Origin of the sequence: Streptomyces sp. CA-250714 (assembly GCF_050936705.1) — a bacterium.
Classification (GTDB): Bacteria; Actinomycetota; Actinomycetes; order Streptomycetales; family Streptomycetaceae; genus Streptomyces.
Genome location: NZ_JBNJMI010000004.1, coordinates 23,577 through 45,469 on the forward strand (window position 1 = coordinate 23,577; position 21,893 = coordinate 45,469).

20 protein-coding genes are annotated in these 21,893 nt (G+C 71.6%); all 20 read right to left on the reverse strand.

Features of this window, described 5'->3' with window-relative positions:
* Position 1 precedes the first annotated feature (1 nt).
* The 20 genes from ACQEU8_RS36170 to ACQEU8_RS36265 all read right to left on the reverse strand — a co-directional run bounded on the left by ACQEU8_RS36170 (position 2) and on the right by ACQEU8_RS36265 (position 21,869).
* Positions 2-874 carry a hypothetical protein gene (locus ACQEU8_RS36170; protein WP_433109162.1) on the reverse strand — a complete coding sequence of 291 codons (873 nt, stop codon included), beginning with the start codon at positions 872-874 and terminating at the stop codon, positions 2-4.
* Positions 864-1,271 (reverse strand): hypothetical protein, encoded by a 408-nt coding sequence (locus tag ACQEU8_RS36175; protein WP_433109164.1) that lies wholly within the window; start codon positions 1,269-1,271, stop codon positions 864-866. Before ACQEU8_RS36175 ends, ACQEU8_RS36170 begins: the two co-directional genes overlap by 11 nt.
* A 653-nt stretch (positions 1,272-1,924) precedes the next feature.
* Positions 1,925-3,043 carry a hypothetical protein gene (locus tag ACQEU8_RS36180; RefSeq protein WP_433109166.1) on the reverse strand — a complete coding sequence of 373 codons (1,119 nt, stop codon included), beginning with the start codon at positions 3,041-3,043 and terminating at the stop codon, positions 1,925-1,927.
* A 238-nt stretch (positions 3,044-3,281) separates the two neighbouring features.
* A complete protein-coding gene (locus ACQEU8_RS36185; RefSeq protein ID WP_433109169.1) occupies positions 3,282-4,313 on the reverse strand; it encodes a phosphoadenosine phosphosulfate reductase family protein in 1,032 nt (343 codons plus the stop codon).
* 55 nt (positions 4,314-4,368) lie between these two features.
* Positions 4,369-5,886: a hypothetical protein gene (locus ACQEU8_RS36190; protein ID WP_433109171.1), complete on the reverse strand. Its 1,518-nt coding sequence runs from the start codon at positions 5,884-5,886 to the stop codon at positions 4,369-4,371.
* A gap of 123 nt (positions 5,887-6,009) precedes the next feature.
* Positions 6,010-6,777 (reverse strand): hypothetical protein, encoded by a 768-nt coding sequence (locus tag ACQEU8_RS36195; protein ID WP_433109173.1) that lies wholly within the window; start codon positions 6,775-6,777, stop codon positions 6,010-6,012.
* A gap of 98 nt (positions 6,778-6,875) precedes the next feature.
* Positions 6,876-7,445 (reverse strand): hypothetical protein, encoded by a 570-nt coding sequence (locus ACQEU8_RS36200; protein ID WP_433109175.1) that lies wholly within the window; start codon positions 7,443-7,445, stop codon positions 6,876-6,878.
* Positions 7,446-8,289: 844 nt separating this feature from the next.
* Positions 8,290-8,625 carry a hypothetical protein gene (locus tag ACQEU8_RS36205; protein ID WP_433109177.1) on the reverse strand — a complete coding sequence of 112 codons (336 nt, stop codon included), beginning with the start codon at positions 8,623-8,625 and terminating at the stop codon, positions 8,290-8,292.
* Between the two features lie 57 nt (positions 8,626-8,682).
* Complete coding sequence (locus tag ACQEU8_RS36210; protein WP_433109179.1) at positions 8,683-9,492, reverse strand: hypothetical protein; 810 nt, start codon at positions 9,490-9,492, stop codon at positions 8,683-8,685.
* Positions 9,493-10,348: 856 nt separating this feature from the next.
* On the reverse strand, positions 10,349-10,744 hold the full coding sequence (locus ACQEU8_RS36215; protein WP_433109181.1) for a hypothetical protein: 396 nt from the start codon (positions 10,742-10,744) through the stop codon (positions 10,349-10,351).
* Positions 10,745-10,808: 64 nt separating this feature from the next.
* On the reverse strand, positions 10,809-11,087 hold the full coding sequence (locus tag ACQEU8_RS36220; RefSeq protein ID WP_433109183.1) for a hypothetical protein: 279 nt from the start codon (positions 11,085-11,087) through the stop codon (positions 10,809-10,811).
* Between the two features lie 114 nt (positions 11,088-11,201).
* Entirely contained in the window at positions 11,202-11,468 is a 267-nt protein-coding gene (locus ACQEU8_RS36225) for a hypothetical protein (RefSeq protein ID WP_433109185.1), read from the reverse strand.
* Between the two features lie 3 nt (positions 11,469-11,471).
* Entirely contained in the window at positions 11,472-11,693 is a 222-nt protein-coding gene (locus ACQEU8_RS36230) for a hypothetical protein (RefSeq protein WP_433109187.1), read from the reverse strand.
* Positions 11,694-11,741: 48 nt separating this feature from the next.
* Positions 11,742-12,605: an ArdC family protein gene (locus ACQEU8_RS36235; protein ID WP_433109189.1), complete on the reverse strand. Its 864-nt coding sequence runs from the start codon at positions 12,603-12,605 to the stop codon at positions 11,742-11,744.
* Positions 12,606-13,467: 862 nt separating this feature from the next.
* On the reverse strand, positions 13,468-14,325 hold the full coding sequence (locus ACQEU8_RS36240) for a methyltransferase (RefSeq protein WP_433109191.1): 858 nt from the start codon (positions 14,323-14,325) through the stop codon (positions 13,468-13,470).
* Positions 14,326-15,183: 858 nt separating this feature from the next.
* Positions 15,184-16,668 carry a ParB/RepB/Spo0J family partition protein gene (locus ACQEU8_RS36245; RefSeq protein WP_433109193.1) on the reverse strand — a complete coding sequence of 495 codons (1,485 nt, stop codon included), beginning with the start codon at positions 16,666-16,668 and terminating at the stop codon, positions 15,184-15,186.
* Between the two features lie 511 nt (positions 16,669-17,179).
* Positions 17,180-17,596 carry a hypothetical protein gene (locus ACQEU8_RS36250; RefSeq protein ID WP_433109195.1) on the reverse strand — a complete coding sequence of 139 codons (417 nt, stop codon included), beginning with the start codon at positions 17,594-17,596 and terminating at the stop codon, positions 17,180-17,182.
* Positions 17,597-18,112: 516 nt separating this feature from the next.
* Positions 18,113-19,792 (reverse strand): DUF3560 domain-containing protein, encoded by a 1,680-nt coding sequence (locus tag ACQEU8_RS36255; RefSeq protein ID WP_433109197.1) that lies wholly within the window; start codon positions 19,790-19,792, stop codon positions 18,113-18,115.
* 848 nt (positions 19,793-20,640) lie between these two features.
* Entirely contained in the window at positions 20,641-21,372 is a 732-nt protein-coding gene (locus ACQEU8_RS36260; protein WP_433109199.1) for a hypothetical protein, read from the reverse strand.
* Positions 21,373-21,446: 74 nt separating this feature from the next.
* Positions 21,447-21,869 (reverse strand): hypothetical protein, encoded by a 423-nt coding sequence (locus ACQEU8_RS36265; protein ID WP_433109201.1) that lies wholly within the window; start codon positions 21,867-21,869, stop codon positions 21,447-21,449.
* Positions 21,870-21,893 lie beyond the last annotated feature (24 nt).

The window sequence follows — 21,893 nt, forward strand, 5'->3', positions numbered from 1 at the left end:
ATCACCCCTCCGGGTTCTGGCGTGCGCTGCGGACGATGTGGGACCAGGTCCCCGCCGTGCCGCCGTGCTGGCGGGCGAGGTCACCAGCGAGCTGAGCGGTCGGCGTGTCGGGGCTCGCCTTCAGCGCGGTCCGGGCCTGGTCCAGGCGGGGGTCGCCGTCGTACGGGAAGCGGCGGGTGGTTTTGGACGTGCCGGCGGGGCGTCCTCCGCCCCCGCGCTCGCGGAGCTCGCCGTACTTCCAGATGTCTCCGCGCCTGTACCAGCGCTTCACGCGACCACCGCTAGGGCTGGGTTCCACCCTGATCGGCTCGGGCCAGTGCTTCGGCGGCCTGACGGGGTACTTCGTGATGCTGGTGGGCTCCATGTGCAGGACTCGGGCGGCCTCAGCGAGCGTGATCTCGTCCTCGGCGTTCCCGCTTCGGTCGATCTCTGTACGCCATGCCTGGTTGGCCTTGTACTCCGCGTACCAGGCGTCCCAGGCCTTGGTGTTCCAGTACATGGTGTTCCCCACCGTCTTCTCCGGCAGGGGGTGACCGTTGTTCTCGCGCTCCCTGTAGAGCAGTTCGAGCGTGCTGCGCGCCAGGCCCGTCCGTTCCTGAAGGTCCTCCCGGGTCTCCAGCCCTGCCGTGCCCGTGAGTTCCTTGTACCAGCGGCGCCACTCCGTGGCGTCCCACATCAGTTCCCGGCCTGGGGCATCGACCGGCGCGGGGTGTCCGTTGGCCTCCCGCTCGCGGTACAGCTTCTCCAGGTGGGTGACGCTGAGGTCGTGCTTCTCCGCCAGCTCCCTCCTGGTCAGTACCCGGCGCCCGTTGAGCATGGCCATGAGGGTGTCCTCCGTGATGTGTTCGTCCCGCGGCGGGGCTTCAGTCGTCATTGCTCGCCTCCTGGTCGCGGTCGTGCTTGTCGTGACCGGCGGCGCGAGGCAGGAGTACCACGCCGGACCCCGTGAGACCGTGCTCGACCTCCGGCTCGTCGTCCTCGCCGGTGTCGGCCGGCTCCTGGCCAGCGGTGTGCTTCCACTGCATCACCCCGGACTCGATCGGCCTGGTGATGGTGTCGATGTCGCGGTCCTGGATGGTCGTCGCCCAGTCCAGGGCCCCCGCAGCATTCTCGTCCGCGAGCAGGATGAACCATCCCGCGTCACCGGGGAGGGGACCGTCCTCGATGCGATAGAGCACCTGGTGGTCGGCTCCGGCCGTGTTGTCGGCGTGGAGGGTGATCAGGTCGTCAAGCGCGGGAGCCGTGTTGAGCTCCGCGTCGTTTACCATCATGCGTAGATGCCTCTTCCTGGATATGGGCTTGTTGAAGGGCCTGGGGCCAGGGGAGCGTCAGGGCGGTCAGCACTACTGCCATTGAGCTGACCGCCCGCCCCCTTCTCCCGCGTTTCCGCGGCAGCGCCGGACATAAAACCTTCCGACTTCACTAATCGTGCCTTACTCAGTCACTGCATGTCCAGTCGTTCGGCACATCGGCCGGCTGGAACGTGAACGGGCCGCGTTCGCATCGCAACCCCTGAAGGCATCCCTAATTCTGCCCTGTTCCGACCGGTGCGGCAACCCGTAAAACACCAGGTCATCGGGCCTTTGCGTCGGCCCGAAACCGTCTCGTTGACTGACGTTCTGTTCATGCAAAGGGGACCGCCTCCGGCGGGGGCCCTCACTCCCAAGGGGGCGGGGGGCTGGTCGCCGGGTGCGGGCCGGTGGGTGGCTGGGGTGTGGGGGGTGGCCGGGGTCTCCCCTCGGCCGGTCGGTCACCCGGAGGGCTACCCGGAACCCGGCGGGGCCGCCAGGCCGGGCCGCTTCGCGGTCGCTTCGCGAGCCTGGCACCCCCGCCGGAACCCGGGTACGGGCGGAGCCTGCCCGACCGACCGAGGGGAGCCCCCGCCCACCGGGCGGGAGCCGTGGCGGACGCCGCCCGGCGAGGTTCAGGCCGGCGCGACACGGCACCGGGTCAGGTACGTCTCGACCTTGCCCTCCCGGACCGCGTTGCGCACAACCCGGCCGGTGACACGGAGACGTTGCCCTTCGTCGGGGAACGGCTTGGTCATCGAGTCCCACGCGTAGAGACGTCCGGCGCCGTCGGTGAAACGGATACGGCGGCGCTCGCCCCACTCACTCGCAAGTGGGCTGACTTCCGTCACCGTGGCCGTGATCGACTCACGGTCCTTCGCCTTCAACTGGCGTTGAGCCTCGCGCAGATACATCGGAACCGCGGACACCAACAGGCCGATATCTCGGGGTGCCACATCATGCGCCGCCGCGCGGGCTAGCTTGCGGCGGTAGTCGCTCGCAGCGGTGACCCCACGACGGCACCAGTCCCGGACCGCGGCGGCCGTGGCCGCGACATCTCCGGCAGCTCGAAGGTGTTCGTACATCTGGCCCAGGACCTCCCGGCCGGCGCCGCCCAGCAGAAGCGCACGAACCTGCTCGGCGGTCGTCCAGCCCTCGCCCCGCTTGACGTACCCGGCCTGGACCGTCAGGGCGACGGCGTACTCCAGGACTTGGTCGACGTGCAGCCGAAGGTCCGGCGGTACCTCTCCCGGTTCGTACGGCTCGACCGTCGTGCACCAGCGAATCAGGCGCCACAGGTCGCCCAGGACGGCCACGGGGAGATTCGCGTACGGCCCCGCGCACGTGGTGCCCAGCTGCATGGTGCTGCCGTCCTCGTGGCGGAGTAGATAGCTGGTCAGGGCCCCCCGCTCTCCGCAGGCGTCGCAGTGCGCGATCCGGCCGGCGGCTTCGTCCTCGTACGGGGGCAGCGCGGTTACAACGCTGCCCGCCGCCGGGTCGTGCTCGACCTGGGCGATGACGGTCCACCCCTCGAACTGCAGCAGGGGGAGCGTCACGGTGACGTCCTGGCTGGCCACGGCGCCGATGGGGACGCCGTTGATGTCGGGCCACGGCATGGTCTCGACCGGGCCGCGGGTGAGGTGGCAACCGGCCAGCCCATGGGCCCGGGTCTGCCGGTCCGCCTGCTCGATCACCTGCCGCAGGGCGGTCAGTTGATCGGTCCGGACGGGAAAAGTGAGGGACATGCTGGTCATGCGTTCTCCTGGGGGCGGCACGGCCCGGCCGTGCGGGACGGCCGGGCCGGCGGGTTGGTCAGCTTCGGTGGACCGGGCCGGTCCGCCCCGCGGGAGCACGGTAAGCGCGGTGGGGCTCATCACGGCTCCTCGTCGTTGAAGGTTCGGGGTCCGTCCGAAGGAACTGCCACACCTTCAGACGTAACTAATTCTGCCTTATACCGGCGGCGGGGTCAACGCTGTTCTCCCTGCTCTGGGCCTACATCGTCAGGGTGCAGGTGTCGCACCCGCCGGTGGCGTGCAGCAGCGGGGCAGACCCGCCGGTACGGGCCTTGGACTCGTACGTCGGCGGCCGCCGGAGGGCGGCGTGCACGTCCCGCTCCATCCGCTCGAAGTCCGCGTCCTCTTCCACCACGACGCCAGGGTCCGGCGCATCACGCCGACGGCTCAGCGTGATCAGCTCGGCCATCGTGACGTTCGGGTTGAACGGGACCTGGCGGACGCGCTCAACCAGGGCGCACAGCTCGGCAAGCCGGGGCCGGCGGGCGACGGCCAGCAGCAGATCACGGTGGCTGGCCAGCGTGCAGGTCGAGCAGGAACAGCGGCTGGACCCCCGGCGGTCCCCGGCACCGGGGTGGGAGTCGTAGCACCAGTGGTACGGGACCTCTTCCGCAAGGGTCCACGCCCACACGTCGGCAGTGCTCACCTGGTGAGCGGGCAGCCACTCGTCCACCACACGGTGGCTGTTGTCGGTCGTGCGGCGCCACACCTGCCGGTTGCGGCGGTCGCGGCTCTCCTCCGCCCTCAGGCCGAGGACGTTGGCGAACATCAGCGGCCCCTGGACCTCCTTGCGCAGCGCGCGGACCTGAGGGGTGAACGCGCCGAACACCATCCTCGTCTTCCACGGCCCCGTGCAGGTGCGGGCCTGGCCCAGCCAGGGCCAATCTCCCCGCTCGGCGATGAACGTGAGCAGATCGAAGGGGACGGTGCGGCCGTCGACCTGCCGGGTGCGGCGGACCTCGATGTGCCGCTCCGGCGGGACGCCGAGGATCTGGCTGTGCTGGGCTGCGAGCTCGCTCGCGCTCGGCCACCGCACCCCGTCCACGGTGACGGCGGGCCACTCCATCGGGCCCAGGCTGGCGTGGGCGGTCCAGACGCGGTCGGCGACCCCGGCCCGGCGGGCGGCGTCCATCGCCTTGGCGCCCGCGATCACGCCGTCCTTCCCACCGGACAGGTTGATCACGATGCGGTGCCGGGTCGCTGCGAAGGCGACGGGATCGGTGTAACTCATCTTTCTCTCCTCGGTGTTGGGCGGGCTCCGGCCGTTCCGGAGCCCGCAGGGTGGTTCAGGCGATGAGGGTCACGCCGCCGATGCTCTTGGCCCGGCGGATCAGCGGCTTTCCGCCTGTGGGGCGCGGGGGTTCGGGCGCGGGCAGCGGGCGAAGCGGGTTCCAGCGGGTGCCGACGTCCCCGGTGTGCCGGGTCCATGCCTCCTCGAAGTGCCTTCGCTGCTTGTCCCGTACTCCGGCCGGCGCCGCGACGGCGAAGGCGGCGGCCGCCGGGAACCCGCCGTCGGCGGTGAGGTAGTGGGCCCGCTGGATGCCGGACGTCTCCCCGCGCTCCAGGGCAAGCCCGTGGCGGGCGGCGAACTGCCGGATCAGCTGCTCGGCGGTGCGGCGGTCGCCTTCCCACACGGTCCGCACCGACCGCCAGGCGGGCCCCTTCTTCGCCGGTCCCCGGCATTCGCTGTGCCCGGGGCACCACGGCTCGAAGGCCCCGGCGGGGTGGTCGACGCGGCACTGCTCGGTCCGCGGCTGTCGGCACCACCACTTCGGTGACCGGCAGGACCGGCCGTGATGTGTGCGGCAGTCCGGCGTACGCGCCGCGAAGTAGATCCTCCGCACCTCGTAGATCGCGTACGGGGCCTGGTCCAACGACTCCTCGAAGGCGCTGAGTACGGGGTGGTTGCGGCCGTCCTCGGTGAGCCTGCGGTACAGGCTGTCCGTCCCGTACAGGCTGGAGCGCTCGTTGAGGGCCATCGCGACGTGCTCCATCCGCAGGACGTCCGCGGCGATGTGCGGGTGTTCCCGCAGACGCGCCTCGTGGGCGTCCCTGCTGGCGCACACGCCACTGAACGGGCACTGCGAGCAGTACGACTTCTGCACCGGCTCCCCGAGCCGTTCCAGGACGAACCGTTCGACGGCGGCACGGTCCTGGCGGGCCAGGATCAGGGGATAGAACGGCTCGCAGATCGTCCGGCCTGCGGCCCGGTTGTGCTCGCGCTGGATGCGGCTGTCCTTCTCGGCGCGCTTCAGCTCGCCGTAGTGGTAGCCGATCACCCGGCGGTAGCTCGCGCCGTCGAACTCGGCCTCGGCCCACTGGTCCAACACCCACCCCTTGAAGCGGATGCTGCAGGTCCTCCGGCCGTTGGCGATCTGGGGGACGGTTCCGGCCTCCCGGAGCTCGTCGCTCAGGCGCCACGGCCCCCGCGCGAAGATCCGCCGGGGAGAGCGGCTGTCGTCCAGGACGACCACGCCGTCCGCGTCCTGGCGGCCGGCGCGGGCGACCTGCACCAGCCGGACCCCGGCCCGGCGCAGGCGCGGCAGGACCAGCCGGTCGACGTAGTCCAGGGTGTCCGGCCATTCGTCGCCGGTGACCGCGTGGACCACGATCAGGTCGGAGAGGTCGGGGGCCAGCCCGTACCGCTCGGGGTGGTCCAGGAACTCGATCAGGATGGCTGTGCTGTCGGCTCCCAGTCCGTAGCTCAGCACGGTCATGCCGGAGGACCGGCCGAACGCGGGTCGCTCCGAGGGTGAGGGCTCGGGCAGGTCGAAAAGGGTGGCGGGCAGGGCGGTTGCGGACACGGAGAGCTGAATCCTCGGGTCGAGTGGTCTCGCGCCGGCGGACGGCGGTGGTCGTAGCGGGCGGCTCTATCGCCGCCTGTCGGCCGGGGGGCGCGGGCGCGGGCCCGCGCCCCCCGGCGGAGGTCAGCCCTTCTGCGAGGGCTTGACGATGTCCCGCATCACGGCGGCGCGGGTCGGCGCCGCCGGGCAGGGCCCCAGCAGCCGGGTGAGGTGACCGCGCAGGGCCTCGGTGTCACCGGCCTTGCGGGCACGGTCGGCCTCGTCCAGGAGGCTGATCACCGCCTCGCGGTCGGTCGGGTGCGTGATCTCGCACGGGCACCGGGTCGGGCGCTTGCCCACCAGCTCGGCCACGCGGGCGGCCTGCTCCTCGAAGGGAACCGTGCATCCCTCGTGCCGCCACGCGGGGCGCGGGGTGGGGTCGCCATTCCGTCCGCGCAGGTGGCTCCACCAGCGGTTCCCGACCCAGCCACAGATCAGGTCTTCCATCTCGAACGGGTTGTCGGACCCGGGGTAGCCGTGCTTGGGTCGCCACGCCAGTTCATCGAGCCTGCCCAGGCAGATACCCGCGCTCAGGATGTTGCGGCGCGTCGGCGCCATCCGCGGGTGCAGCCACGGGACGATGCCCGCCGGTGCTTCGTCACTGGCCTGTTCCGTTCCGGGAAGGGCGGCGCCGGACTGGGTGACGGTGTCCAGGTGGGCGGCGGCCGTGTCGCGGTCAGGGTGCTGGGTCTCCTCGGTCTGACCCAGCACACGCGCGTGCCAATCGCCGTGCCAGCGGTGAATGTGGCCGATCAGCTTCCCGTCGACCGTGACGGGGTACCGGCCGTCCGTGGCCCGGTCGCCGATGCTGTAACGCGGCTTCGGGGTGTCGGGGGCGTCGTTCGTCGCCATCTCGTTGTCTCCCTGCGTTGAAGGTTCGGGGGGTGGGCTTCTGCCAAAGCCCTGGTGGGGTGGGCCCGCCTCGCTGCCTCGGGGCGGGCCCACCGGCCCTACCGGCGGCGGTGCTTGAGCAGTGCGCTCAGACTCGGGACGGACGGGCGGGCGTTCTGCGGGTGCCATCCCTCGCGGAGGAACGCGACGGGGCGGTTCTCGCAGTCGCGTACGAGGATCAGGTCCCGGCTCGTCGCGACGGTCTCGCCCCGTCGGGCGGCGCGGACCAGCAGGTCACGCACCTCGTACCGGTCGGCACTCTCGGGCTCGGTCATCGACTTGCCGGTGAACAGCGGGCTGCTCATCCAGCGGGCCGCGAGGGGGATGGTGCGGGCCTCCACGAGGGTGGGGGTGTGGTGGTCGAGCATCCCGGCGGGGACGGGGACGATCGTGGTGACCACCGTGCCGTCCGTGGCGTCGAGCAGCCGGACCAGCTCCGAGTCGGGCGACTGACTGACCGTCAGCTCGTCCGACAGGTCGGCCGCGCAGACGGTCCACCATGCCGCGTTGATGTCGGCGGCGGCCGTCACCAGCCGGGGACGACCCTCGGACCACACGTAGGTGGTGCCCAGGTAGAGGGCGAACCCGCCGATTTCGCGCGGGGTCTCGGTCTTCAGCTCTGCGTACATCGGTGCTCCCGTGTTGAAGGTTCGGGGTGTCGAGAGGGACTGCCACCCCTTCCGACATCACTAATTCTGCCTTATTTTGGGTTGGAAGTCCAGCCCTGGCGACCTTCCAGATGGGTGATTTGGATCACACATTTCCGCAGGTCAGGGGCGGTTCCCGCCCCACCGGCGCGGGCCTCGGTCGGCGGCCCCCGCCACAACTCCGCCCGGTGGGCGGGGGCTCCCCTCGGTCGGTCGGGCAGCTCCGCCGTACCGCCGGTTCTGCGGGGGGTGCCAGGCTCGCGAAGCGACCGCGAAGCGGCCCGGCCTGGCGGCCCCCGCAGGTTCGGCGGTAGCCCGAAGGGTGACCGACCGGCCGAGGGGAGACCCCGGCCACCCCCACACCCCAGCCACCCACCGGCCCCAACTCGCCTCGCGCCCCGACCCCCTTGGGAGTAAGGGGCCCGCCGGAGGCGTCGCTGTTCGCCTCGACCTCGACCTGGTGCTGCCCGGCGTCGACCGTCGCGGTACGGACGGACCCGGCGGTCCGCGCCAGCGGACCCGGAACAAGGTCGTCGCCCCGCCAGGGGCGCCCGCTTCGGCCCGACGAAGGAGGGCCCGGTCCGCGCCAGCGGACCCCCGGCCGCCCCGCGGCCGCCGGCCCCGAAGGGGCCCAACAGGGTGCCGCGCCGCCAGGCGCGTCCACGGCCCGGTGCCGACGGCACCGGCCGACGAAGGAGGCCGGGGCCGGCGAGCACGCACCGGGCCACCAACACCGCCACGCCGCCAGGCGTGTCCGCTACCGCCGCCGCGCACGGCGACGCCCGCCCCGGCCGGCTCGACCGGGACGGACGGCGTCCGGCGGCGATCAGCCGCCCTGGAGCTCCTGGCGGCGCCTGTCGCAGTCCTCGGGGCTCCAGCCTTCGACGTAGACGCCGGACCTGTGAACGGGGTACTCCAGCCGGGGATGGATGCTGTCCACGGTCCACGGGAAATCGTCGTGACGGAAGTACACGCGGTGCTGGTCCCATGCCGTGCCACCGGGCACGCGGCTGCACCACATCTTTCCGACTCGGACACCGGCCTGGTGCTCGTAGTGGTACAGGTGGTCACCGGGCTGCACGTCGGCCCCCTTCACCTTGATGATCTTCAGGCGCGGGATCAGCCGGTACACCTCGGTCTCGTCCGCTGCGGTCCTCATCATGTCTCCTCTGTTGAAGGTGCGGGGTGCCCGCCGGAAGGGCCCGGCGGGCGGAGTGAGTCAGGACCCGAACACCAGGTCAAGGGCGTTCAAGAAGTGGAACGCGCAGGCCCGGTAACGCGTGGGGCGGCGGTCCCTGTAGTCCCGCTTGATCCACGGGTCTGCCTCGATGGCGACGGGCGCGGGCTGCGTGCACCGTGGGTGGTCGCAACGGCCCGGCCGTCCGGCCTTGGCCAGGTCGATGACGCGGTACGGATCGGCCAGGTCGACGTCGAATCCGAACGCGCTGGTGCGAATCGTCGCTTCGTATGCGGCCCGCTTCTCGGCTTCAGCGCGGGCCTTCTCTGCGGCGGCGGCTTCCTGCTCCGCAAGGACCCGCGCCAGGGTGGCAGCGGACGGGGAGGGGCGGCCTGCCAGCGTGTGGGCCTTCAGAACTGCCCTGCGGCGGCTGGCCAGCGACTCGTCGTCCTCCCACGGCTCCCGGATGGGCAGCACGCGGCCGTGGGCCCAGTTCCACCGGTCGACCATGTAGTTCAGGGCGATCTGCGCGATACGTCCGGTGCGGACTTCGGCGACGAACTCCAGGTCGTCCAGGGTGACGTCGTTCCACCACTCGACGTGCGCCCGGCGGCCGTCACTGAAGAAGGCTCCGAGGAATGCGTCCGTGTCTGCGAAGTACACGTTGGCGGCGACGATGTCGCCGTGGTAGCCGTCCTCCCGGAGAGTGTCGAGCAACCAGTCGTAGTGCCGGAGTTCACCGGGCGGCATCGGGATCACAGTGAGGGGGACGTCCCGACCCTCAGCCAGATGGGGGCCGCGGCGGTGGAACGCGACGACTCCGCCGGTGCGGTATGGGGTGCTGGTGGTCACGTCGTCTCCCTGGTGTTGAAGGTTCGGGCCTGTCGTCCAGGGCTGCCATCCCCTTCCGACATCACTAATTCTGCCTTATTCGAGGGTCTGAGTCCACCTGGAACACCCCTCCGAACGGGTGACCTGAATCACATCTTTCCCCAGGTCAGGGGCGGTTTCCGCCCCACCGGCGCGGGCCTCGGTCGGCGGCCCCCGCCACAACTCCGCCCGGTGGGCGGGGGCTCCCCTCGGTCGGTCGGGCAGCTCCGCCGTACCGCCGGTTCTGCGGGGGGTGCCAGGCTCGCGCTTGCGCGACCGCGAAGCGGCCCGGCCTGGCGGCCCCCGCAGGTTCGGCGGTAGCCCGAAGGGTGCCCGACCGGCCGAGGGGAGCCCCCGGCCACCCCCCACACCCCAGCCACCCACCGGCCCGCACACGACCACGGAGCCCCCACCCCCTTGGGAGTGAGGGCCCGCCGGAGGCGTCGCTGTTCGCCTCGACCTCGACCTGGTGCTGCCCGGCGGCGGCCGTCGCTCGGCGCGACGGACCCGGCGGTCCGCGCCAGCGGACCCCGAACGGAATAGCCGCCCCGCCAGGGGCGTCCGTTCGGCCCGACGAAGGAGGGCCTGGTCCGCGCCAGCGGACCCCCGGCCGCCGCGCGGCCGCCGGCCCCGAAGGGGCCCAACAGGGTGCCGCGCCGCCAGGCGCGTCCACGGCCCGGTGCCGACGGCACCGGCCGACGAAGGAGGCCGGGGCCGGCGAGCACGCACCGGGCCACCAACACCGCCACGCCGCCAGGCGTGTCCGCTACCGCCGCCGCGCACGGCGACGCCCGCCCCGGCCGGCTCGACCGGGACGGACGGCACCGTACGGCGGGTGCTACTCGGCGGCGGGCGCCTCGACCGTCACGCAGCAGGTGAGCGGGACGCCGTGGAGGTCGTAGTTCGTGACGCCGGGGGCGACGAAGAACTTGCGGCTCCCGCTGTAGCGCAGGACGTTCGTGCTGTCAGCGTCGAGCGTCACGGTGGCACGCGGCTTGCCGCGACGGGGGCGGTCGACCTCGGCGACGATCCCCTGGAGGCCGTTGAGGTACGCGGGGGAGAGCCGGGCGAGCTGGACCGTGGCTCCCTTCGTCACCGTCGCGGCGGCGACGGTCTCGGCCTTGCGGCGGTCGGCCGCACGCCGCGTGTTGACGGCCTCGATGATGTGGTCCAGCGCCGCGTCGTCAGCGTCGCTGACGATGAAGGCGGTCATTTGCTCAAGGGTCGTGGTCAAGTGAACTCCTGTGTTGAAGGTTTGGGGTCGGGCCGGGGGAGGGCTGCCTCCCTCCCCCGGCGGGTCAGGCGGTGCTGCTGGAGAGTCGGCTGATTGCCTCCTGGAAGGTCTCGGCGGAGAACATGACGTCGGGCCACTGGACGGACGCCTCGCGACCGTCGCTGTACTCGATCCGCCACGCCAGGGAGTCGCTGCCCCCGGTGGCCGGACCGGTGACCTGGGCGGGCTCCCATCCGGCGAAGCGGCGGCGGGGGTCTCGGGCGTCGGGCACCCACTTGCGGACCCTGACGGGCAGACCTGCCACGGCGGTTGCGATCCGGGCCGCTTCGTCTGCGTATGACATGCGGTCTCCTCGTGTTGAAGGTTCGGGCCTGTCGTTCGGGGCTGCCATCCCCTTCCGACAAAGCTAATTATGCCTTATAGAGGGACCTGGGTCAACGCTGCGACGTGCGTGTTTCTAGCTTCCCCACCACACGCGCTGCCCATCGATCAGCAGCTCCATCGGCAGGGCTCCCGCGCCGTTGAGTGCGGTCGGTGACACCTCGTCACGGTCGACGGACAGGCGCATACGGGCGTCGCCGTCGGGGTCCAGGACCAGGTAAGCCGAGACGTGCACCCCGACCAGCGTGATCATGGGGACCTCTCCGGCTCCGTCCCGCTCGGGCGCGTGTACGGGATACACGCGGGATTCCGCGTGCAGCCGCTCGACGTCCTCTTGCCGCACGGGTTACGCCTCCTGCGCGATCTCGTCCGCCTTGTATCCGGCGGGCCTGCGCATACCGGGCCAGACGATCATGGCCAGTTCGTCGCCGGTGAAGGGGTCGGTGCCGTACCCCGTGACGGTTCCGAGGATGAGCGGCAGCGTGCGGTGCCGCACGGTGCTGTTGAGGGGGTGGGCCTTCTCGATGGCAGGGGCCTGGGGCTGGGCTTTTTCGGTGTTCACGTGCACCTCTCGGAGGATGGGGGCCGGTGCCGACCGGCACCGGCCCGGGGGCGGTCAGGCTTCGGCGTGGTCCCGGTCGATCGCGTGACGGGTGCCGTTGCAGCAGGGGCAGGCGTCGCCGATCAGCTGCGCGAGGGTGCGACCGAGCGTGATCGCTCGGACGGCGCTCGCCTTGACGGGCGGGTTGTTCGGATCGGCGGTGATCCACCCGGCGGACGGCGGGACCAGGAGGGGGCCCGGCGGCACTCCGAGGATGCGGGCGGCGACGTGGGCGGCGGCTGCCGCCTCGGCCTCGACCTGCTCGGCGTCGGCGCCGCCCGTGGACTCCAGGCCGGCTCGGGCGACCTTCAGCAGCAGGGCGCGGGATGCGTCCTCCGGGTCGATCGCCTCGGCGGGCACCCCGTTGATCAGGAAGGCTCGGTGGTCTCCCTGGGCGGTCAGGGCGGCGATCAGCCGGTTGCGGACCACCTGGGCAGGGCTGCCAGCAGCCGGACGGGCCGCGACCGGCGGGCCGTCGGTCTGCGAGACATCGAAGACCGCGTTCGAGACCCATCCGCGCGCCTGTGCCTCGTCCTGGGGCTCAGGGTCGTCCAGCGTCGACGCCTCGACCTCCCGCCGTCCCCCTCGGGTGACGGGCCCCCAGATCCGGATGCTGGTCTCGCCCTTCCGGACCTGCCGCCCTTCGTCCTGCCATGCCCTGTAGCTGCGTACGCGCGTCGCCTCCGGGGCCTGGAGGCCGATGGCGATGGCATTGACGGGTCCGCGGTCCAGGTGGACGGCGCCCGCCCTCATGACCGCCGCCCACACATCTCGGCGTCCCATAGCGGCGTATCCGGCCTGGAGAAGGTCCGCCAGTTCGGCGGTGCGCTGCCTGCCGAGTTCCCGCCGGGCTTCCGGCGTGAGCTTCCTGTACCCCATCGGGCTTGTCCTTTGCGTTGAAGGTTCGGGCCTGTCGTCCGGGGCTACCATCCCCTTTCGACATCACTAATTCTGCCTTATTTTGGGGTCCGAGTCCACCTGAAGCGGGGGTTTGAGCGGGTGATTTGGATCACATATATCCGCAGGTCAGCGGCGGTTTCCGCCCCCTCCGGCGGCGGCCTGCTCGGCGGCGTCCGCCACAACTCCGCCCGGTGGGCGGGGGTTCCCCTCGGTTGGCCGGGCAGCTCCGCCGTACCGCCGGTTCTGCGGGGGGTGCCAGGCTCGCGCTTGCGCGACCGCGAAGCGGCTCGGCCTGGCGGCCCCCCGCAGGTTCGGTGGTAGCCCGAAGGGTGCCCGGTCAACCGAGGGGAGCCCCCGGCCGCCCCTCCACCCCAACCACCCACCGGACCCGCGCCCGGCACACTGCCCCCTGCACCCCTTGGGCAGGCCCGGCGCCCGCCGGAGGCATCGCTGTTCACCTCGACCTCGACCTGGTGCTGCCCGGCGGCGGTCGTCGCTCGGCGCGAGCGGTCCCGGCCGGTCCGCGCCAGCGGACCCCGAACGGAATAGCCGCCCCGCCAGGGGCGTCCGTTCGGCCCGACGAAGGAGGGCCTGGTCCGCGCCAGCGGACCCCCGGCCGCCGCGCGGCCGCCGGCCCCGAAGGGGCCAGAAGAAGGGGCCGCGCCGCCAGGCGCGTCCACGGCCCGGTGCCGACGGCACCGGCCGACGAAGGAGGCCGGGGCCGGCGAGACGCACCGGGCCACCAACACCGCCACGCCGCCAGGCGTGTCCGCTACCGCCGCGGCGACGCCGCCCCGCCCCGGCCGGCTCGGCAGGGACGGGGCGGCACCGAGAGGCAGCCTCAGAACAGCGCCGCTTCCACGTACTCGTACGTGGCTTTCGTCGGCTTGGGCACGGCGGTGCGCGGGGTGGACACGGAGCGCGGGGCGGGGACCGGCAACAGGCCCTCTTCCGCATCCTCGAAGTCAGCGAACACCACCTCTGTGCGCGGGCTGACGCCTCGCCAACCGTCCGCGTATGCGGACGTGTCGATGCCCACGCGCGAGCACAGGGTGAATCCGGTCTCCCGGTGGAAGCGCTCGTAAGCGGTGCTGTGCTGCTCCTCGTAGCACGGGACGCCCGACACTTTGAACGGGCTGGACATCTGAGGGACGATGAACACGCCCTTTCTGGCGACGGTGGACGCGACGTCGATTGCGTGGAACTCGAAGTTGGGGCCCCGGTATCGGGGGCCGTTCCCGGTCCGCTCCACTCGGCCGAACGGAGGGTTGGCGACCGCGTAGTCAAAGCGCCCCAGCGTCCCCGGGTCCAGGGTGAAGATGTCGGCGCAGATCCAGCGGGCTTCCGGTACGACCTTCCGCCCCACCTCCACGTACGCCGGGTTCTTCTCGACGCACACCAGCTCGCGCGGGGGCAGCCCTTCCCACTCCCGGCTCCACTTGTCCCGCAGGGCCCACGCCAGGCGGCCGATGCCCGCGCACAGGTCGATGACCCTTTGCCCGCACACCTCCAGCCGGAGTTCGAGCGCCAGGTCCTCCGGGGTGAAGAACGCGCCGTCCAGGCTGTTGCTGGTCGTGCTGGACTCCTGCCAGTGATCGAGCACGGTTTCCCGCTCCTCCTCCGTCAGCTCCCGGTCCAGCTTGACCAGCCGCGCCGCCTCGCGGTGCAGCCGCTCTTGCTCCTTGGTCAGCTTCGCCATCGCGTCTCCCTGGGTTGAAGGTTCGGGGTCTGTCGTCCGGGGCTGCCATCCCCTTCCGACATCACTAATTCTGCCTTATTTAGGGGTAGGAATCCACCTGAAACAGGGGTCCGGGCGGGTGATCTGGATCACTATTTCCGCAGGTCAGGGGCGGTTTCCGCCCCACCGGCGCGGGCCTCGGTCGGCGGCCCCCCGCCACGACTCCGCCCGGTGGGCGGGGGCTCCCCTCGGTCGGTCGGGCAGGCTCCGCCCGTACCCGGGTTCCGGCGGGGGTGCCAGGCTCGCGAAGCGACCGCGAAGCGGCCCGGCCTGGCGGCCCCGCCGGGTTCCGGGTAGCCCTCCGGGTGACCGACCGGCCGAGGGGAGCCCCCGGCCACCCCCACACCCCAGCCACCCACCGGGCCCAACTCGCCCGGAGCCGCCGCCCTTGGGAGTGAGGGCCCGCCGGAGGCGTCGCTGTTCGCCTCGACCTCGACCTGGTGCTGCCCGGCGGCGGTCGTCGCTCGGCGCGAGCGGTCCCGGCCGGTCCGCGCCAGCGGACCCCGAACGGAACAGCCGCCCCGCCAGGGGCGTCCGTTCGGCCCGACGAAGGAGGGCCTGGTCCGCGCCAGCGGACCCCCGGCCGCCCCGCGGCCGCCGGCCCCGAAGGGGCCAGAAGAAGGGGCCGCGCCGCCAGGCGCGTCCACGGCCCGGTGCCGACGGCACCGGCCGACGAAGGAGGCCGGGGCCGGCGAGACGCACCGGGCCACCAACACCGCCACGCCGCCAGGCGTGTCCGCTACCGCGCCGCGCACGGCGACGCTGCAGAGGGCGTCGCCGTGCGGGCCGGGAGGGGGGTTCTCCCCTCCCGGCGTGCGGTCACTGCGCGTCGAGCTGGTCCTGTCCGGACTCCTGCGCCTTCTCGGCGGACACCTTCGCCGCGTGCTCGGTGCCGTCGTACTCCTCGCCGTCGATGATGGCCTGTTCGATCGGCGTGGCCGAGTGGCCCAGCTGAACCAGCATGGAGAGGTACGCGCCGATCCGCTCCCGTGTGCGGTCGCTCAACCCGTGGCGGTCCGTGCGCCACGCCCTGTTGTCCTTGTGCCCGGTCGTCTTCTCGTAGGACGCGACGACGGCCATGAACGGGTACAGGAACAGGCGGCGGGCGTCGGCCTTGGCCACGATCTCGGCCGTCATCGTGCCCGCCCTGGAGGCGTCCGCGATGCCGAGCCATTCCCGGACCATGCGGCTTCCGTCCTCGCTGCTGATGTCACCGATGCCCAGATCGTCGCCGCGCAGGGTCGCTTCCGCGACGAACCGCGCCATGATCACCTGCGCGTCACGGGGGAACGTCTTGCGGGTCATCCAGGTGTTCAGCCACTCGCGGCGTGCTGCCGTCGCGGCCTTGTAGTGCTTGTTCCCCTGGATGATGCGCTGGCGGGCCTCCTTGTCCTCCTTCTTGGTCGTCGCCGTGGTGCCGTACGGCTGGCGGACGGTGTGGTCGTACAGGGCGGGCTTCAGGCAGTAGGGCACCCACTCAGACCCGTACTTGCCCGGGGCCATGACGTGCCCCCGGCACGTCTTGTGCTCCTCCTCGCTGATCGTCTTCGTACCGTCGTGGGTCAGCAGCTCGTGAATCTGGGTCGCGCTGTCCGGCAGTGCCTCGTACTCGTCAATGACGGTCAGCCCGGCTGCGACGAACTCCGCCCGCTCCTTGGCCAGCCGCGCCGTCTCCTCCCGGTCATCACGGAGCCTGCGCAGGCGGTACGCGAAGTTCCCGCTCTGGGCCGCCTCGGTCAGTTCGGCCAGGGCCTCCGGGTCGTCCTCGAACTCGGTCAGCGCTGCAAGCTGGTCGAGCGTCCATGCGTACTGGACGGACTGGGCCGCTTCCATCGACTTCGCCGCGCGTCCCACCTGAACGGCGGTCTTCACGTCCTTCTGCGTCCACCCGGTCTCGCTCGCGATGGCCTTGACTCCGGCCCCCAGCTCGCTCGCCTGGAAGAGAGCGGCGGCCTTCTCCCGCGTGCTCAGCCCGACGCGCTGTTCAGCGGTGGTGACCATGTCCACGTACTGCCCGGCCTCGTCCTCCGCCCTGCTGTCGTCGATCACGACGGGGACGGTCTCCCACTTGTCCTCGATCATGACCAGCAGTCGGCGGTGTCCGTCGATCACCTTGTACGTGCCGTCCGCCTGTGGGGTCACCAGCAGCGGCGTCCGCAGCTTCTTGCGGATGCTGCGGCGGAAGCGGTCGGTCACCGCCAGGTCCTCGCGGACGTTGCCGGGGTGGGCGGTGAGCTGGGAGAGCGGGACGTCCTCGAATCGGAAGGTGGTCGGGGTGATCTGCTCGACGGTCTCGGTCGTCACGTCGTTGTCCTTGGTGTTGAAGGTTCGGGTCTGTCGTCCGGGGCTGCCATCCCCTTCCGACATCACTAATTCTGCCTTATTCGGGGGTCTGAGTCCACCTGGAACACCCCTCCGAACGGGTGACCTGAATCACATCTTTCCCCAGGTCAGGGGCGGTTTCCGCCCCACCGGCGCGGGCCTCGGTCGGCGGCCCCCGCCACAACTCCGCCCGGTGGGCGGGGGCTCCCCTCGGTCGGTCGGGCAGCTCCGCCGTACCGCCGGTTCTGCGGGGGGTGCCAGGCTCGCGCTTGCGCGACCGCGAAGCGGCCCGGCCTGGCGGCCCCCGCAGGTTCGGCGGTAGCCCGAAGGGTGCCCGACCGGCCGAGGGGAGCCCCCGGCCACCCCCCACACCCCAGCCACCCACCGGCCCGCACACGACCACGGAGCCCCCACCCCCTTGGGAGTGAGGGCCCGCCGGAGGCGTTTCACTCAACGGGGCCGGCTGAATGAGGATCGACGCCCGCGCCGCGCTCTACCCCTGCGTGGGCAGCAGTTCCTCGGGCACACCGTCCACGGCCGTCCACATCCGGTTCACCACCGGCCGGCCATCCGGGTGCCGCTCACGGTACTCCCGGACAAGTCGGTACGGGTCACCGTCGATCGTGTGCAGCACCGTGTCACCCTTGGCCAGCACCGCGTCAGCGAGGATCGACGCCACGGTCAGGGAGGAGTTCAGGGTCGTCACCGGCTCGTCGGTCGGTTGTGCTTGCGCGGGCCGACCGTCCAGCGGGTACAGCAACACGGACCATGAGCCGTCCGGCTGTTCCTCGTGATAGGCCACGGCGGACACCTCGGCCCTCATCTCCTCGAACGTCCCGCCCGAGGTCACCAGGCCGGGGGCGTCGGATCGGCCCGCGACGTACCCGAGCCAATCAGCGTGCTGAAGCACGAAAGGGGTGTCGCACACCCCGGAAGCTGCCGGTCCTCGATCTCGTCGCGGCTTCCGCGCCTTGTCCCTGCCCACACCTCGGTAACGACGGACCGGCCGCAAGGTGCCGTTGCCCGTGTCGGCTACCACGCAGTTGACGACCTGGTGCTGTCCGGCGGCGGCTGTCGCTCGACGCGACGGTCCCGGCCGGTCCGCGCCAGCGGACCCCGAACGGAACAGCCGCCCCGCCAGGGGCGTCCGTTCGGCCCGACGAAGGAGGGCCTGGTCCGCGTCAGCGGACCCCGGCCGCCGCGCGGCCGCCGCCCGAAGGGGCCAGAAGGAGGGGCCGCGCCGCCAGGCGCGTCCACGGCCCGGTGCCGACGGCACCGGCCGACGAAGGAGGCCGGGGCCGGCGAGCACGCACCGGGCCACCAACACCACCACGCCGCCAGGCGTGTCCGCTACCGCCGCGGCGGCGCCACCCCGCCCCGGCCAGCTCGACCGAGTGCGGAGCGGCGCCGGTTTCCCGGCGGGTGTTCAGTTCGCGGCACGGTCGCAGTACGACCAGTGGCCCGGGGTGCAGGTGGCCGGAGTCTGCGGGCTCCCGAGCCCCTTGCCCCACATCCGGCCGCAGTGCTGGCACTGCTTGCCCTCGTGCTCACCGGCCGCCGCGACGTGCTCCCGGATCACCTCCAGCGTGCCGGTCCAGTCCTTGCCCACACCGACAGCCGTGCCGGTCGCGTTGGCGGTGCGCACCTGGAAATGCAGGTCCTTGACGTCCCGTCCGGTAACCATCCGTACGCGGTACACCCGCCCGCACGCGCTGGTGAAACTCCACTCGCCTTCGGGCAGCTTGAGCATCTGCTCACCCTCGGCCAGCAGAGCCCGCAGACGCTCGGGGATGTCGGCGGACCCCTCCACCTCCGCCGGGCCCTGGTCCTGGCCCTCGGGGCCGACTGCGGTCACGCCGTCCATAAGCGCCTTGGCGTCAGCGATGCTCGGCGTACGGTCACGCTCCAGATAGCGCGCCATGTCTCCGGCGCTCATCCGTGCCTTGACGTCGGAGTAGTCCACCGGCTGCCTGCCGACGCGGCCGTCTTCGAACGTCGCATCTGCGGCGGTCATGACCGCCTTCGGAGCAAGGCGCAAGTTCCACGCCACCGTAAGTGTCTTCTTGTTGACCCGCAGCACCTCGTACCACGATCCGCGCGAGCGCACGAAGTCACCCTTGGTGAAGTCGTCGGCCCCCCACACCTTGAACCCCTCGGCCTCCGCCTTGGCCACGATCGACCGCCAGTAACCGACTTCCTCGGTGAGCTCGTCGCGCCGCCGCGAGAGCTCGACCACGACGGCCGGCGACAGACGCACGGGATAGCCGTTGTTGGACTCCCCGCGCTGCCAGCGGATGACCCCGCGCAAGTCCGCTTCCTTCGTCTCGATCCGGCGCAGGGTCCGGGCCGGGTTCGTTCGGTGCTCCGCGTACGCGCCGGACGCCTCCGCCCGCTGGGCCCAGTGCTTGGCGCGCTCCCGCTCGTTGATGGACTTGCGCATGGCGTTGTCCATACGGGCATGGTCCCGCCGGGCCCGGCCCTCGCTGTGGTGCCCGACCAAGATCGGCTGCCCCATGTGGAAGCGCTCGCTGATCTGCTTCGACCGCTGGTAAGACGCATCGGACGATGCGGTTGCACGGCTGGCCCGGTCCTCGAACCGCTCGGCGCGGCTCTCGGCCCGCTGCTCGCGGTCGGCCTCGGCGTCGGCGAACGCGCGGCGCTCGTCCTCGTTGACCACGATGCAGACGGTGAAGCCCAGTTCACGAATCGCCTTCGCCGCCGGGTCGATCTTGCTCCGGTCCGCCGACGTGTCCCGGGAGTGGTTGAGGCCCAGGCATCCGAGCGAACGGAAGAACCGCCACCCGTACGGCCGGATCGCCTCAAAGATCCCGTCCCCCTTTCGCGAGCCCTCCAGAAGGGTGCCGTCGGCGCGGGTGTGGGTGATCACGACGTCCGCCTTCTCGGGCGGGCAGTCACCCTCCCACGGCGGCGGCGGGAAGGTCGCGGCCACGCACGCGGGGCACACGCGGGTGACTTCGTCGCCGGAGTACAGCGGGGTGTCCTCGTGTCCGCACGCGGAACACACGCCGTCTCCGGCGAAGGTGAGCGTCACGGTCTGGTACCGGTTGTCCACCGGCGTGATCGTCTCGACCTGATTGGTCGTCACGGTTGCTCCTGTGTTGAAGGTTCGGGGTCTGCCGTCCGGGGCTGCCATCCCCTTCCGACATCACTAATTCTGCCTTATATGGGGGGTCCGAGTCCACCTGAAACAGGGGCCCGGGCGGGTGATCTGGATCACACATTTCCGCAGGTCAGGGGCAGTTTCCGCCCCACCGGCGGCGGCCTCGCCGGGCGGCGTCCGCCACGGCTCCCGCCCGGTGGGCGGGGGCTCCCCTCGGTCGGTCGGGCAGGCTCCGCCCGTACCCGGGTTCCGGCGGGGGTGCCAGGCTCGCGAAGCGACCGCGAAGCGGCCCGGCCTGGCGGCCCCGCCGGGTTCCGGGTAGCCCTCCGGGTGACCGACCGGCCGAGGGGAGACCCCGGCCACCCCCACACCCCAGCCACCCACCTGGCCCAACTCGCCCAGAGTCCGCCGCCCTTGGGAGTGAGGGCCCGCCGGAGGCGTCGCTGTTCGCCTCGACCTCGACCTGGTGCTGCCCGGCGTCGACCGTCGCGGCACGGACGGACCCGGCGGTCCGCGCCAGCGGACCCGGAACAAGGTCGTCGCCCCGCCAGGGGCGCCCGCTTCGGCCCGACGAAGGAGGGCCCGGTCCGCGCCAGCGGACCCCCGGCCGCCCCGCGGCCGCCGGCCCCGAAGGGGCCCAACAGGGTGCCGCGCCGCCAGGCGCGTCCACGGCCCGGTGCCGACGGCACCGGCCGGCGAAGGAGGCCGGGGCCGGCGAGCACGCACCGGGCCACCAACACCACCACGCCGCCAGGCGTGTCCGCTACCGCCGCGGCGGCGCCACCCCGCCTCGCATGACCGAGGGGAGGCGGCGCCGGGCTGGCGGGGCGCTGTTAGCGGGTCGGCTCGGCGGTCCACGTTCCGCATCCGGTCTTGTCGCGGCGGTAGCGCCGCCACCCGTGACCCGGAGTGTGGTCCGTCTGGTAGTGACCGCAGTCCGCGCACGGGGCCCCGAAGTCTCCGGGCTCGGCCACGGGTTCGGCGGCCCATTCCTGGGGCCCGGACCACGGGAATCCTCCTGGTGCGAAGCGAATGCCCCCATCGGGCATGAGGTGAGCCCATCCGCTGGGCCAGTCGATCGGCCCTTCTCGGCGGCAGACCTCGATGGCTCCGAGCATGGCGTGACGGCTCCACAGGTAGCTCGCGCCGTCGGGGGGAGTGATCCGGTAGCCGGGAGCGGTGACCTGCCTTTCAGGGTGGCGGATGAGCACTCCTGCCGCCGGGTTCGGTTCAAAGCGCCGGACGGAGTGCCTGGAGGACTGGCGGTATCGGATCACGCCGTCATCTGTGACGGTCGCCTCGCTGGCGACCAGTCCCCAAAGGCTGCTCTGCAGGAAGTTGCGCACCCCCTTGCCCGCTTCGCGACGGGGTCCGTAGGCAACGGGCGCCGGGGGCCATTCGCCGCCGCTCTCATCGACCCTTTCGTAGTGCACGTGAATGGGCATGTCGCTGAGGACGACGTGCGGGAAGGGGGGGCCTTCGTACCACTGGGGCACGGGGGCAATGAGGATCTTGGCTCCGGGGAGCTTCTGCCCTGCCTGGATTTCGCCGTTGTCGATGACCACGGGAGGTTCCTTCTGCCGTTGAAGTGTTCGGGGTGTGGGCGGGGGCGTCGCCCCCGCCCGATCGGCCGTAGGTGTCAGATCACACCGATGGCCAGCAGCCATGACGGGGAGCCGTGTTCACAGGTGCCGTCCGGCTCCACCCAGCACCCGTCGCGGGCCTCGGCTCCGCCTTCGGACATCCAGCTCTGCATCTGCTCGATGGACGGCATCCCCGCGCCGTCCCCGCGCTCGGGCTCCTGGTCCTCCTTCACCTCACGGGAGACGATGAGCGCCTGGCCCGACAGATCGAAGGTGGTCATGTCCTTCGCCCACCACGGGGCTCCGCTGACCTGGAACGTCCGGTGTGTGACGTCCTCCAGGCCCTGCTTGCTCAGCTTCAGCACGCGGTCCGTCCAGCCGGTGACGCGCGGGTAGGCGCTGGCGTCACTGAGCAGACAGGCGATCCTGTCGCCCACCTCCACGTCCTTCGTGTCGATCCATTCGGTTTCGACGGTCACGGTCACTCCCTGGGTTGAAGGTTC

What these genes read in the sequence shown, in the direction of transcription:
- ACQEU8_RS36240 (WP_433109191.1), bottom strand. Translation starts at nt 14,325, where the DNA reads ATGGCGAAGCTGACCAAGGAGCAAGAGCGGCTGCACCGCGAGGCGGCG.
- ACQEU8_RS36180 (WP_433109166.1), bottom strand. Translation starts at nt 3,043, where the DNA reads ATGACCAGCATGTCCCTCACTTTTCCCGTCCGGACCGATCAACTGACC.
- ACQEU8_RS36185 (WP_433109169.1), bottom strand. Translation starts at nt 4,313, where the DNA reads ATGAGTTACACCGATCCCGTCGCCTTCGCAGCGACCCGGCACCGCATC.
- ACQEU8_RS36205 (WP_433109177.1), bottom strand. Translation starts at nt 8,625, where the DNA reads ATGATGAGGACCGCAGCGGACGAGACCGAGGTGTACCGGCTGATCCCG.
- ACQEU8_RS36195 (WP_433109173.1), bottom strand. Translation starts at nt 6,777, where the DNA reads ATGGCGACGAACGACGCCCCCGACACCCCGAAGCCGCGTTACAGCATC.
- ACQEU8_RS36220 (WP_433109183.1), bottom strand. Translation starts at nt 11,087, where the DNA reads ATGTCATACGCAGACGAAGCGGCCCGGATCGCAACCGCCGTGGCAGGT.
- ACQEU8_RS36175 (WP_433109164.1), bottom strand. Translation starts at nt 1,271, where the DNA reads ATGATGGTAAACGACGCGGAGCTCAACACGGCTCCCGCGCTTGACGAC.
- ACQEU8_RS36235 (WP_433109189.1), bottom strand. Translation starts at nt 12,605, where the DNA reads ATGGGGTACAGGAAGCTCACGCCGGAAGCCCGGCGGGAACTCGGCAGG.
- ACQEU8_RS36170 (WP_433109162.1), bottom strand. Translation starts at nt 874, where the DNA reads ATGACGACTGAAGCCCCGCCGCGGGACGAACACATCACGGAGGACACC.
- ACQEU8_RS36200 (WP_433109175.1), bottom strand. Translation starts at nt 7,445, where the DNA reads ATGTACGCAGAGCTGAAGACCGAGACCCCGCGCGAAATCGGCGGGTTC.